Source organism: Snodgrassella alvi wkB2 (genome assembly GCF_000600005.1).
Taxonomy (GTDB): domain Bacteria; phylum Pseudomonadota; class Gammaproteobacteria; order Burkholderiales; family Neisseriaceae; genus Snodgrassella; species Snodgrassella alvi.
In genome coordinates this window covers 2,491,942-2,505,347 of sequence record NZ_CP007446.1, presented here as the reverse complement: position 1 = coordinate 2,505,347, position 13,406 = coordinate 2,491,942, and the positions used below count along the sequence as shown (strand labels likewise).

The following is a 13,406-nucleotide window of genomic DNA, read 5'->3' as shown; positions in this document are numbered from 1 at the left end:
TAATTTTTCTGCGGGCTTTTGTTATCAGAAGAAAAGATACAGGCCGGTTAAGGCCTGCTTCTGCTGAAACCGGCAGAAAAAAATGATTTGTCGCATTTCCTGTTGATGAAAAGCGTAAGCAGGCGTTTTAGTGAATTAAGTTCCGCTAAATATGCAGGATATGGCTAGTCTGTAATCACAAAGGCGTTTAAGCTGAAACTGACTGAACAATTTAATCTGTATTGACCAGGAAATAAATTATCGCTCCGTTTACCGAAAGGTGCAGGAGCGACAGGGAGATTTGGTACAACAACTGAATGATTGTGGACAAATTTGTAGTATTTAACTGGATAAAAATCAGTCTTTATGCTTAATTCCTTATAAAACAAGGGTTATAGCATAATAAATACTATTTATTTTACTGATTATCTGTGGATAATTCTGTGGATAATTATTGAATCAAAAAATGGTCAGGCCAGTTCTGCACGTAATTGTGCAGCCAGTTGCGCCAGTTCTGCCTGATCAGCAGCCACACTTTCATGTTTACCCAGTTCATGGATATGTCCGGGAATCAGATGAATGTGATAATGAAATACAGACTGACCGGCCTGTTCGCCGGACAACTGTAATTGCACAACGCCATTACGATGTAACACTTTACGTTGCGCATTAATAATCTTTTTGGCTGCACTGAATACGGCAGCAAGGTAATCTTGCGGCATGTCAGTTAACTCTATTGCTTCACATTTAGGAATCACCAGTACATGGCCGCGTGCCTGTGGCATCACATCCATAAAAGCCAGTGTCTGCTCATCCTCATAAACTTTATGGCAAGGAATTTCACCACGGATAATTCGGGCAAAAATATTGTTACTGTCGTATTGTTGCATGACTGTCTCCTCTCAGGCTTTTGCTTACCAGCCGTTACCTGAGCAATTGTTTAAGAAATAATACTTAGCTTGCTTTTGGCAAATACGGTATCCAGCTCTTTAATCCCCTGTTTACCGAAATTGATGGTCAGGCGTGCCCCTTCAGCTTTCCGGGTAGCATCTATGATGACACCTGTGCCGAAACGTTCATGATAAACATTCTGTCCCAGCTGAAAGCCGTCAAAATCCGTACTCTCCTGTGTTTCTGCCAGTTTGCTGCGGCTGTGAAACGGATTGGTTCGCTGCGTTGACTGTTGCCGGGCTATCAGAGAGTTTCTGTGAGCAGACAAATATTGCAATACCTCTTCCGGTATTTCATCCACAAAGCGTGATGGCAGGGCAAAATGCGTTTGTCCGTGTAACAGGCGTTGTTCTGCCATTGTTAAATACAGGCGTTTTCGTGCTCTGGTGATGGCTACATACATCAGGCGCCGCTCTTCTTCCAGCCCGTCGCGTTCGGCCATGCTGTATTCACTGGGGAATAAACCTTCTTCCAGCCCTGTCAGAAATACACCATCAAATTCCAACCCCTTGGCTGCATGCACAGTCATTAACTGCAAGGCATCTTCACCCTGACCGGCCTGATGCTCTCCTGCTTCCAGCGAGGCTGTACTTAAAAAAGACAGTACCGGAAATAAAGGATCGTTTTCATCATACTCAGGTTCCATATCAAAACCGGATTCCTGCGGTTTAAATGCCACTGCCGCATTCAGTAATTCTTCCAGGTTGTTGATGCGTTCCTGCTGTTCACCTTTCTGGGTACGGTAGTGTTCCATCAGACCGCTATCATAGATGGCAGCAGCCATCAGTTCCTGCAGAGAAACTTGCGCAGCCTGTTGCTGTAAATTTTCAATCAGGCGGATAAAAGCAGCAATTTTACTGTTTTTCACTGATAAACTGATGGCCGCCTGCCATAACGAAGTATGAGCTTCATTGGCTGCCGCCTGAATGTTTTCAACACTCCGCGCGCCGATACCGCGTGCCGGTACATTGATTACCCGTAATAATGCATTATCATCATTGGGGTTAACCGCCAGACGCAGGTAAGCCAGTGCATGTTTGATTTCCTGACGCTCATAAAAGCGCAGGCCGCCATAAATTTTGTAAGGTATACCGGCGCGGAACAGAGCCTGTTCCAGAACCCGCGACTGGGCATTACTGCGATACAGTACAGCCATCTGCATATAATTCAGCCCTTCGCGGTGTAAAGCCTTCACTTCATCAACCACAAACTGCGCTTCTTCAAGATCATTAATTGCCTGAAGCACACGGATTTTTTCGCCATCGCCGGCCTGAGTGCGCAGATTTTTACCCAGACGGCTGGCGTTGTGTGCAATCACCGCGTTGGCTGCTGTCAGAATATTGCCTACCGAACGGTAATTTTGTTCCAGCCGGATGGGTTCGCCAACATGAAATTCATTCAGAAAGCGGGTCATATTGGCTACTTCGGCACCGCGAAAGCGATAAATACTCTGGTCGTCGTCTCCCACGGCGAAAACTGCTGCATGCTCTCCGGCCAGTAATTTTAGCCATGCATACTGTAATTTATTTGTATCCTGAAATTCATCAATCAGCACATGATTAAAACGGTTCTGGTAATGATTGCGCAATATTTCATTACTCTGCAGAATTTCATAACTGCGTAACATTAATTCCGCGAAATCCACTACCCCTTCATTCTGGCACAAACTGTCATAGGCGGCATAACATTCAATCATTTGCCGTTCATGCGGGTCGCGGGCCGATAAACGCGAAGCACGCAATCCGTTTTCTTTTTGTGCATTGATGAATCCTTGCAGACTGCGCGGTGAGATAATTTCTTCAGCAATATTCAGTTGTTTGAGCAAGCGCTTGACTACAGAAAGCTGATCACCCATATCCAGAATCTGAAATGTTTTGGGCAGTGATGCTTCCTGATGGTGCAGTCGTAAAAACCGATGGCACAGTCCGTGAAATGTCCCCAGCCACATCGCCCGTACCGAAACCGGTAACAGCGTGCTCAGGCGCAATTGCATTTCTTTAGCCGCCTTATTGGTAAAGGTAACGGCCAGAATGCTGTGTACACTGGCCTGACCAGTCTGCAATAACCAGGCAATACGTGTGGTTAGTACTCTGGTTTTACCACTTCCTGCACCCGCCAGTACCAGTGCCGGTTGCGCAGGCCAGGTAACGGCGGCTAATTGTTCACTATTAAGACCAGTCAGCAGACCGGCAGAAGATAAAATTTCCATAGCGCTTATTGTAGCTGATTAAGCCTGAAAAATCGCTTTGAAAAATATGCTTATGGCTTATTTTATACAGCACAAGAAGATTTATCTGACATCTGCACAAACTGAGCTTAAGCAGGACAATGGATGTTGCGTAAAATTCTGGCTGACGATACCAAAAAAGAGCAGAGCAAAATATCAGCGCTTTGCCGAATATCTGCCCTGCTCCTTTAATAAATCAGATTGCCGGTTGCAGACTAGTCCGGCGTGCTGAGCGGGCTGAGTCCGGGTAAGTCGGCAAAGCTGCGTTCGCGCACAATCTGGCAGAAATTATCCAGATAGCTTTTATTACTGTCTGTTTCGCGCATGGCGGCATACAATTCACTTTGCAGCGGTATATCGCCAATCTGCCGTGCTACTACATAGCCTTTTTCCAGATACGGCATAACAGTCCAGTAAGGCAAAGCAGCAATGCCGCGCCGGCTGGAAACCAGTTGAATAATAGCTATCGTCAGTTCACTGTTACGCCGTGCCGGCTGTACCCCGGCCGGTTTTAAAACCTTACGCAGTAAATCCAGCATATCATCCGGTACCGGATAGGTGATCAGTGTTTCATTCTCAAAATCCTGAGCCTGCCATACACTTTTAGCCGCCAGCGGGTGATCCTTCGCGCAAATGCCGACCATTTCATAGGCAAACAATGGTTGAAAAATAATCCCCGGCTGCGGAGCATATTCGGATACGATTGCCAGATCAGCACGGTGAGTCAGCAATAACCCAACCGGATCGGCCTGAAAGCCGGAAACAATATCCAGCTCTACTTTAGGCCACAGCGCCCGGAAAGCATCCATGGCCGGCATCAGCCAGTCAAAGCAGGTATGGCACTCTACCGCTACCCTCAGCTCCCCTGCCTCACCTTCAATTATCTGCGCCATATCCAGCTCTGCTACTGTAACCAGCGGCGTGATTTCTCGTGCCAGCTGTAGCAGCCGCATACCTACCGGAGTAAAGTGAATCGGGTTGGATTTACGTTCAAACAGAGGGGTACCATAAAACTGTTCCAGAACACGAATCTGGTGTGAAAGTGCAGACTGGGTCAGAAAAACCCTTTTTGCCGCCATCGATACGCTGCCGGTTTCTTCCAGAGCCAGCAAAGTGCGCAGATGGCGCAGTTCAATAATCGACTCCATGTATTCCGCCTTTGATGAGTATTTTTAACTACAAATTCAAGTTAAAAAATTCATAAACAGCCAGACTGCTTATAAATATCATTTATATGAATAGAACAATAATTACCTTACTGATAGCCAGTTATCTATTTACAAACCGGACACCTGTATACCATATCATACTCTTGGATTACACTAGTCTGAAATATAGTATTAAAAAAATTCATACAGAACTGCAAAATTTATCGCTTGTCGTAATGTCATAACTCACGCACACTGGCCGTTATTGAAATCCATCATTCGTAATAGGGAGAAACAAATATGAATACATTCCATCTGTCTGGTTATCCGCGTGTTGGCGCCAAGCGTGAATTAAAATTTGCCGTTGAAGCATTCTGGAAAGGCGCAAAAAGCGAAGCCGAGCTGCGCCAGACAGCGGCAGATATCCGCCAGAAAAACTGGGCAACCCAGATTGCCGCTGGTGCCGATCTGCTGCCGGTAGGTGATTTTTCATATTACGACCACGTACTGGATACACTATGTGCACTGGGCGCCATTCCGGCACGTTTTGGTTTTGACGCAGATAAACTGACCCTGTCTCAGTATTTTGAACTGGCACGCGGTAATGCCAGTCAGGTAGCCATGGAAATGACCAAATGGTTTGATACCAACTACCACTATATCGTACCTGAATGGCATCAGAACACCAGTTTCAAGGCCAATGCAGCCAGTCTGATTGCCCAGATAGAAGAAGCCAAAGCCACCGGACATGATATTAAACCTACACTGGTGGGTCCGCTTACTCTATTGTGGCTGGGTAAAGAAAAAGATGCCGGTCATAATCGCCTGGAATTATTGCCGCGTCTGCTGCCTGAATATCAGAAACTGTTACGTGAACTGGCCAATGCCGGTGTTGACTGGATTCAGATTGACGAACCGATTCTTGCCGTAGATATTGCCCGTGAGTGGCTGGATGCCTTTGCTCCCACTTATCAGGAGCTGGCGATTACCGGTACCCGTATTATTATCGGCACCTATTTTGGCAGCGTTGCCGAACATATTAATCTGCTCAAAAACCTGCCGGTTAACGGTGTACATATTGATTGTGTGCGGGCACCTGAGCAACTGGCTGAATTTGCCAATGCATGGCCGGAAAATAAAGTATTGTCAGTTGGTCTGATCGACGGACGTAACGTATGGCGCGCCAATCTGCGTGAAGTAATAGAACTGCTGGCGCCGGTAGCTACTCAGCTGGGTAATAATTTATGGATTGCGCCGAGTTGCTCACTGTTGCACAGTCCGCAGGATTTAAGTGTAGAGGAGAAACTTAACCCTGAAATCAAAAACTGGCTTGCCTTTGCTGCCCAGAAACTACAGGAACTGGGTATCATCAAACAGGCACTGGCACACGGTAAAGATTCCGTACAGGAAGCTCTTGCCGCTTCTGATGCTGCGGCTGCCGGACGCAAAACCAGTAAACTGATTCATAATGATAAAGTTGCACAGCGCGTAGCCAGCCTGCGTGAACATGCCGACCAGCGCCATAGCCCGTTTGCACAACGGATTGAAAAACAACAGCAATGGATGAATCTGCCTTTGCTGCCAACCACCACTATCGGTTCATTTCCGCAAACACAGGAAATTCGTCAGGCACGCGCCACCTTTAAAAAGGGTGAACTGAGCGCTGCCGATTACGAAGCGGCCATGAAAAAAGACATTGCCTACTGTGTTGAGCAGCAGGAACAGCTGGATATCGATGTACTGGTACATGGTGAAGCTGAGCGCAATGATATGGTTGAATACTTTGGTGAGCAGCTGGATGGTTACTGCTTTACTCAGTATGGCTGGGTACAGAGCTATGGTTCCCGCTGTGTTAAACCACCGATTATTTTTGGTGATGTGGCACGCCCGAAAGCCATGACTGTTGCCTGGTCTTCTTATGCACAATCTCTGACCAAACGTCCGATGAAAGGTATGCTTACCGGACCGGTAACCATGATGAAATGGAGTTTTGTACGCAACGATGTACCATTAAGTCTGGTGTGCAAACAGATTGCGCTGGCACTGAACGACGAAGTACTGGATCTGGAAAAAGCCGGTATTCGGGTTATTCAGATTGATGAACCGGCCATTCGTGAAGCCTTGCCGCTGAAACGTGCGCAATGGGATGAATATCTGGCCTGGGCATGTGAATCATTCCGCCTCACTTCCACTGATGCGGATGACAGCACTCAGATTCATACACATATGTGCTATTCTGAATTTAATGATATTCTGCCGGCTATTGCCAGCATGGATGCTGATGTAATTACTATTGAAACTTCCCGTTCTGATATGGAATTACTGGATGCTTTTGTTAAATTCAGCTATCCGAATGATATCGGCCCCGGTGTATATGATATCCACAGCCCGCGTGTGCCTACCGAAGCCGAAGTCGAACATCTGTTGCGTAAAGCACTGAAAGTCATTGATCAGCGTCGGTTGTGGGTAAATCCGGATTGTGGTCTGAAAACACGCGGATGGCCGGAAACCAAAGCAGCACTGGAAGTTATGGTTAATGTAACCAAAAAACTGCGTGCAGAATTAACTGCATAATTCAGATTTAGCTTATCACACCGCCCCGGTTTGCCGGGGCGGTTTTGTATGCTCGATTGGTAGAATATACCAATAATATTTTAGTTAATTTTACTTTTAATCAAACAAGATAATCAGGCATCTGTATGTGCTTATAAATTGGAATATATCTGAGTAAATACTCAGTTCATCATATAAATACATAATTTATGCATATATCATTAAATATTACTGATTTCCGATAAAATATTTATCCAATATCAGACAAACCCTATTCATTATTATTTACAATGAGTAAAAAAATTTAATCTAACTCAATTAATATAAACTACTAATAGTTTACTATTGTTGTAAATTTTATTTATTAATAGAATTTTAATTGTCATTTATCTAATGAAAATTTTTTAAATACTTGGGAGATAAAGTTGGCTAAAGGATATTTTTTAAGAGTTGGGGATCGTACGACTTGTGGCGGTAAAATTATCAGTGGTGACAGTATGATCTTATGGCATGGTAGTGCTGCCGCATGGGAGGGCGATTGGGTTACCTGTGGAAGACATAGCGGAACCTACCGTATTACCGGAGGAGTCGTCAATATGTTTAATCCATCAAAAAAATTAGCTGGTTCAATCAGCAGTATCAGTACTTGTCCATGTAAAGCACGCTTAATTCCTTCCATAACTGACAGCTATATTGAAGACAGACTATCTAAATCTGTTAGCAGTATGCCGTATTCCCGCAGCTTTCATATTAAAACCCCTGAAAACGTTAATACTTATGGTGTGGCTTATGCTATCAAAACGGCTTCAGGTATCATAACGGGAGAATCAAACTGCGATGGACATATGCATACCGTACAAACTTCGCAGCCTGAGCAGATAGAAGTAAGCTATTTAGTTCAAACTGAGATAGGGATGTAATTATGGCAGAATTAAAAACCCATACTATGAAATCAGCACCCAAGACTAATCTGAATGCAGATATTTTTACCTTAGACCAGATTCCTGCTGCTATGGATAAAATGGGCTGGAAAGTTGCACCACAACTGATGCGGCACTGGTTTAGCGGAAAACCGGCTAAACCTTTCACTGACAAGACAAAAAATCTTTATGTAAGAGGACCGGCAATAAATATACCGCCAGAACATGTAAATGATTCTATTGTAAAAATGCAATGGGCAAGGCAATTTAAACCCGTGCAGAAGGGGCTTGATCATTTAATGAAAAATTGGGCAAATAAAAAAGGATTAGTAGAACTAAAAAAAAGGCTTATTCAGAATAATGGTATTCTCGAAAGACATACAGATGTTAAAAAGCTTGATACATTTACATATGTAAATTCTACTCCAATTGGAGACTATTACCTCGGCTTTGGAGAGACCATTAATGATTATTTTGGTGCGATAGGCAAGGCAACTTTAAAAGCTGTACCTCATGGTTATCAGGATAAATTTCACGGGGAAAATGTCTTTATTACTGAAGCTATCGGTTTTTATATAAAAGATACCTATGATTTTCTCGGTAATGAATTTTTGGGTGTCTGGCATAAAGATGGAGTACTTAACAAAAAACAGATGCTACTATATGTAGGCTATCAAGGAAGTCAAGATTGGGTAAGCATTGCTAATATGAATATGCAGTGGGCTGCGCAAGTTTATAATAGTGATTTCAGGAGATGGCAGCAAGTGAGAAATACCGGTGTTGATTTTATGGTTTTTTCAGATGTTCTCTGGCTTCCTCCTCTAGGAAAGGATAGGCGTATTTATTTAAATATTAAAAAATAATCTAGAAAGATTTTTTCAACTTTATGGGTGGTTTTGATTTTCTGTATTTTTTACAGGAAATTTAATTAGAATTTTTTAATCCTATGCTGAATACTGAAAGAGAATGTAAATTAATTATTTATAACCATTTCTGCAAAGTTGGAGCTTTTTAGTTTGGCTGTTTCCTGAATAGATATTGATGCCGGGTTTAAATCTTCCGGGAGTGATGAAAAATATTTAGCTGTTAAAAAAAAGTGATGGTTATGATGATATTAATATCAATATCAAATTAAACAAAACCATAGGAAATATTATGAAACATAATATCCATATATTTTTTGAAAATATACTACGCAAAAATGCTGTATTTAAAAAAAATATATTAGTGCTAATTATGGTGCTGTGGTGGTGGTTTTTCTCGTCCTCCAGTTTTTATGGTGATTTTAATCTGTGCGATACAATAAACGGTTTGGATGGTGAATATTACATAAATGTATATGAGCATCTGCCAACAACCCCGCTGGCGGTTTATGAATTGATACAGGGGAAGCGATATTTTTATGTTTTATATAACAAACAAGGTAAGAAAATATGGCATTCCCCCCATTATGCTTATCTATACGATAATGTAAGTCCTTTGTTTATTCCTACTAAAGACAGTAAATTATTAAGATATTCAGAAGAGGACTGGAGTGACGCTGATATAAAAAATAAAATCAAGGAAGTATACGGTGATATAGAGCATAATCAGCATTAAAGATGGAAACCAGTCTATAATAAAAGTATGGGGCGATGGATTATGAAAAAAAGTATAAAATGGATAAAAATGATAGGTTATTTTGCATTTTTCTATTGGCTGTGTCTGTTTTCGTCATCCAGTTTTTACGGAAATTTTAATCTTGACTCAACAGTAGAAAGTGAAGATGGTGAGTACTATGCCAATATATACAAACATCTGCCCACTTCACCAATTTCAATTGTAGAAATATTAGGTGGTAATAAATACTTCGTCGTTTTATACAATAAAAAGGGAGAAGAACTATGGAGATGCTCTTATTTTGAATATCTTAGTGAAGACACGATAATATATCAAGAAATTTTTTTCCCTGATAAAACGGGAAATAGTTTTCTATTTTTTACAAATCATGGTATAGATGGACAAGATTTTTCTACAACCATACGTAATCATAAAGTAGTGTCAATCAAGTAATTTAAACCGGGTTAGCAAAATATTTGGATGCAGGATAGGATTAAGTCGATTTAACTCAAAAATCAAACGAGATAAAATATTAAATAATAAAAGCTCTTTTTTTGATTGCATATTTTATATCATAACAAATGACAAGAATTTATTTTATACGATAAATATTTGTAGTAAGTTGGAGCTTATTCAGTTTGGCTGTTTCCTGAATAGATATTGATGCCGGATTAAAATTTTCCGGGCGTGATGAAAAATATTTAGCTTTTTTAGAAAAAGTGATGGTTATGATGATATTAATATCAATATCAAATTAAACAAAACCATAGGAAATATTATGAAACATAATATCCATATATTTTTTAAAAATATACTACGCAAAAATGCTGTATTTATAAAAATTATATTAGTGTTAATTATGGTGATGTGGTGGTGGTTTTTCTCGTCCTCCAGTTTTTATGGTGATTTTAATCTGTGCAATACAATAAACGGAGAGGATCGTGAGTATTACATAAATGTATATGAGCATCTGCCAACAACTCCATTGGCGGTTTATAAATTGATACAGGGGAAGCGATATTTTTATGTTTTATATAACAAACAAGGTAAGAAAATATGGCATTCCCCCCATTATGCTTATCTATACGATAATGTAAATCCTTTGTTTATTCCTACTAAAGACAGTAAATTATTAAGATATTCAGAAGAGGACTGGAGTGACGCTGATATAAAAAATAAAATCAAGGAAGTATACGGTGATATAGAGCATAATCAGCATTAAAGATGGAAACCAGTCTATAATAAAAGTATGGGGCGACTGATTATGAAAAAAAGTATAAAATGGATAAAAATAATAGGTTTATTTGCTTTTTTCTATTGGCTGTGTCTGTTTTCGTCATCCAGTTTTTACGGAAATTTTAATCTTAATTCAACAGTAAAAAGTGAAGATGGTGAGTACTATGCCAATATATACAAACATCTGCCCACTTCACCAATTTCAATTATGCAAATATTAGGCGGTAATAAATACTTCGTCGTTTTATACAATAAAAAGGGAGAAGAACTATGGAGATGCTCTTATTTTGAATATCTTAGTAAAGAGGCAATATTATATCAAGAAATTTTTTTTCCTGATAAAACGGGAAATAGTTTTCTATTTTTTACAGATCATGGTTTAGAAGGACACAATTTTTCTACAACCATACGTAATCATAAAGTAGTGTCAATCAAGTAATTTAAACCGGGTTAGCAAAATATTTGGATGCAGGATAGGATTAAGTCGATTTAACTCAAAAATCAAACGAAATAAAATATTGAATAATAAAAGCCCCCTTTTTTGCTTGCATATTTCATATCATAACAAATGACAAGAATTTATTTTATACGATAAATATTTGTAGGTAGTTGGAAGTTATTCAGTTTGGCTTTTTCCTGAATAGATATTGATGCCAGATTTAAATCTTCCGAGAGTAATGAAAAATATTTAGCTTTTTAGAAAAGTGATGGTTATGTTGGTATTAATATCAATATCAAATTAAACAAAACCATAGGAAATAAAATGAAACATAATATCCATATATTTTTTAAAAATATACTACGCAAAAATGCTGTATTTATAAAAATTATATTAGTGCTAATTATGGTGATGTGGTGGTGGTTTTTCTCGTCCTCCAGTTTTTATGGTGATTTTAATTTGTCCGACACAGTAGAAGGAGTGGATGGTGAGTATTACATAAATATGTATCAGCATCTGCCAACAACCCCGCTGGCAGTCTATGAATTGATACAGGGGAAGCGATATTTTTATGTTTTATATAACAAACAGGGTAAGAAAATATGGCGTTCACCTCATTATGCTTATCTAAGCGATGGTGGTATACATTCTTTTATGCTACCGACTAAAAAAAGTAATTTATTAAAATATTTTGATGAAGGCAGAAAAATAGTTGATATAACAAATAAAATAAATTAAGTATACGGTAGTATAGTGCACAATCAGCATTAAAAATGGATATAATAAAAGTATGGAGCGACGGATTATGAAAAAAAGTATAAAATGGATAAAAATAATAGGTTTATTTGCTTTTTTCTATTGGCTGTGTCTGTTTTCGTCATCCAGTTTTTACGGAAATTTTAATCTTTATACAACCATAAAAAGTGAAGATGGTGAGTACTATGCCAATATATACAAACATCTGCCCACTTCACCAATTTCAATTATGCAAATATTAGGCGGTAATAAATATTTTATTGTCCTATATAATAAAAAGGGAGAAGAGTTATGGAGAGTATCTTATTTTGAATATATTAGTGAACAAGTAATGTATGAAATGATATCTTTTCCTGATAAAACAAATAATGATTTTATTTGTGCGACAAATCATGGTTTAGAAGGACACGATTTTTCTACAACCATACGTAATCATAAAGTAGTGTCAATTAAATAATTTAAATCGGGTTAGCAAAATTCTTGGATGATTATTTATTTTTGTTTCATTTATAAAAAATCATCTTAGCTTAAGAAGTTTCTTAAATGTAGGGCAGTAAATATAAACTCTGGTTTAACTGATATAGAGGATATACAAGTATCAATAAAGCAATACCAGATGAATCAATCATTAAAATACCGATGAAACTAATTTGTAGATTGTGAAGTTAGATATATTCATTTTGATATCGCTGATATAACAAATAGCAGCAACTAAGACATGGCATTAACCACAAATTCTATAAAAATATTGTGTTTTGACGGCCGTTGCCTGTCGGCTGTATAAAGCAGATGTACTTCTTTTGCCGGTGGTAAAAAATCTTGTAATATGGGGAGTAATTTATTTTGTCTGATGGCATCGCTAAGCATGGATTCGGGCAACATAGTAATACCCAGTCCTTCAATTGCGGCTTTTGCTAATACCAGAGTCTCATTGCTTTGTAATGAACCTGATATAGAAACATTAACTTTTTTTCCATTTATCATAAATGGCCAAAGGTAATCATTTTTATTTGGATTCATATACTGATAAATAAGACAATTGTGCTTCTCTAAATCCTTTGGTACAGACGGAACACCATGCTGAGCCAGATAACTGGGAGAAGCAGCAAAAGTGAGTTGATAGGGTTTTAATTTTCGCGCAATTAAACCTGAATCAGCTAATTGGCCAATACGGAACACAACATCAAAATTGTCCTGAACCAAATCTACATAGCGATCACTTAATTGAATATCAACTTCTACTTTCGGATAGCGTTTCATAAAATCGCTGATTACCGGTATTAAATTGTAATAACCATAGCTTACGGGAGCACTAATTCTTAAATTGCCTTTTGGCTCTTCACTGAATTGTTGTGCAAGTACTTTAGTTGCCTGGATTTCAGCTAAAATAGTTAAGCATTTCGGGTAATATTGTTTGCCGAATTCTGTCAGATTTTGTGATCGTGTGGTTCGGTTAAGCAGTTTTAATCCTAAATAATTTTCTAAAAATGCTATGTATTTAGCAATCATTTGCGGTGATGTATTTAATGAAACGGACGCTGCGGCAAAAGAACCGGTTTTTACGGTCAGAATAAATGCTTGCATACATCGGAATAAAT

At 39.3% G+C, this 13,406-nt stretch carries 13 protein-coding genes; 9 read left to right on the top strand and 4 right to left on the bottom strand.

Annotation, left to right across the window (positions count from 1 at the left end; translation table 11 throughout):
- Nucleotides 1–449: 449 nt before the first annotated feature.
- The 3 genes from SALWKB2_RS11425 to SALWKB2_RS11415 all read right to left on the bottom strand — a co-directional run bounded on the left by SALWKB2_RS11425 (nucleotide 450) and on the right by SALWKB2_RS11415 (nucleotide 4,305).
- The gene (locus SALWKB2_RS11425; protein ID WP_025331807.1) at nucleotides 450–869 is read right to left on the bottom strand and encodes an HIT family protein; all 420 of its coding nucleotides are present in this window, start codon (nucleotides 867–869) and stop codon (nucleotides 450–452) included.
- Nucleotides 870–919: 50 nt separating this feature from the next.
- Nucleotides 920–3,139, bottom strand: coding sequence for a UvrD-helicase domain-containing protein (locus SALWKB2_RS11420; RefSeq protein WP_025331806.1), 2,220 nt, complete (start codon nucleotides 3,137–3,139; stop codon nucleotides 920–922).
- A gap of 233 nt (nucleotides 3,140–3,372) precedes the next feature.
- Complete coding sequence (locus SALWKB2_RS11415) at nucleotides 3,373–4,305, bottom strand: LysR family transcriptional regulator (RefSeq protein WP_025331805.1); 933 nt, start codon at nucleotides 4,303–4,305, stop codon at nucleotides 3,373–3,375.
- Between the two features lie 300 nt (nucleotides 4,306–4,605).
- Here SALWKB2_RS11415 and metE point away from each other — a divergent pair, with 300 nt between their 5' ends.
- From metE to SALWKB2_RS11760, 9 genes are all read left to right on the top strand, one after another.
- The gene (gene metE / locus SALWKB2_RS11410) at nucleotides 4,606–6,879 is read left to right on the top strand and encodes a 5-methyltetrahydropteroyltriglutamate--homocysteine S-methyltransferase (RefSeq protein ID WP_025331804.1); all 2,274 of its coding nucleotides are present in this window, start codon (nucleotides 4,606–4,608) and stop codon (nucleotides 6,877–6,879) included.
- A 404-nt stretch (nucleotides 6,880–7,283) separates the two neighbouring features.
- The gene (locus SALWKB2_RS12230) at nucleotides 7,284–7,778 is read left to right on the top strand and encodes a PAAR domain-containing protein (RefSeq protein WP_025331803.1); all 495 of its coding nucleotides are present in this window, start codon (nucleotides 7,284–7,286) and stop codon (nucleotides 7,776–7,778) included.
- A gap of 2 nt (nucleotides 7,779–7,780) precedes the next feature.
- A complete protein-coding gene (locus tag SALWKB2_RS11400) occupies nucleotides 7,781–8,641 on the top strand; it encodes a DUF6402 family protein (protein WP_025331802.1) in 861 nt (286 codons plus the stop codon).
- 292 nt (nucleotides 8,642–8,933) lie between these two features.
- On the top strand, nucleotides 8,934–9,377 hold the full coding sequence (locus tag SALWKB2_RS11395) for a DUF6201 family protein (RefSeq protein ID WP_025331801.1): 444 nt from the start codon (nucleotides 8,934–8,936) through the stop codon (nucleotides 9,375–9,377).
- A 42-nt stretch (nucleotides 9,378–9,419) separates the two neighbouring features.
- On the top strand, nucleotides 9,420–9,830 hold the full coding sequence (locus SALWKB2_RS11770; RefSeq protein WP_144353301.1) for a DUF6201 family protein: 411 nt from the start codon (nucleotides 9,420–9,422) through the stop codon (nucleotides 9,828–9,830).
- A gap of 325 nt (nucleotides 9,831–10,155) precedes the next feature.
- Nucleotides 10,156–10,599: a DUF6201 family protein gene (locus tag SALWKB2_RS11385; protein ID WP_025331799.1), complete on the top strand. Its 444-nt coding sequence runs from the start codon at nucleotides 10,156–10,158 to the stop codon at nucleotides 10,597–10,599.
- Nucleotides 10,600–10,641: 42 nt separating this feature from the next.
- Nucleotides 10,642–11,052 carry a DUF6201 family protein gene (locus SALWKB2_RS11765; RefSeq protein WP_143558005.1) on the top strand — a complete coding sequence of 137 codons (411 nt, stop codon included), beginning with the start codon at nucleotides 10,642–10,644 and terminating at the stop codon, nucleotides 11,050–11,052.
- 324 nt (nucleotides 11,053–11,376) lie between these two features.
- Entirely contained in the window at nucleotides 11,377–11,790 is a 414-nt protein-coding gene (locus tag SALWKB2_RS11375) for a DUF6201 family protein (protein ID WP_025331797.1), read from the top strand.
- A 67-nt stretch (nucleotides 11,791–11,857) separates the two neighbouring features.
- Nucleotides 11,858–12,265, top strand: coding sequence for a DUF6201 family protein (locus SALWKB2_RS11760; protein ID WP_025331796.1), 408 nt, complete (start codon nucleotides 11,858–11,860; stop codon nucleotides 12,263–12,265).
- A 254-nt stretch (nucleotides 12,266–12,519) separates the two neighbouring features.
- Here the strand turns inward: SALWKB2_RS11760 and SALWKB2_RS11365 are convergent, their stop codons facing one another.
- Nucleotides 12,520–13,392 (bottom strand): LysR family transcriptional regulator, encoded by an 873-nt coding sequence (locus SALWKB2_RS11365; RefSeq protein WP_051506518.1) that lies wholly within the window; start codon nucleotides 13,390–13,392, stop codon nucleotides 12,520–12,522.
- Between the last annotated feature and the right edge of the window lie 14 nt (nucleotides 13,393–13,406).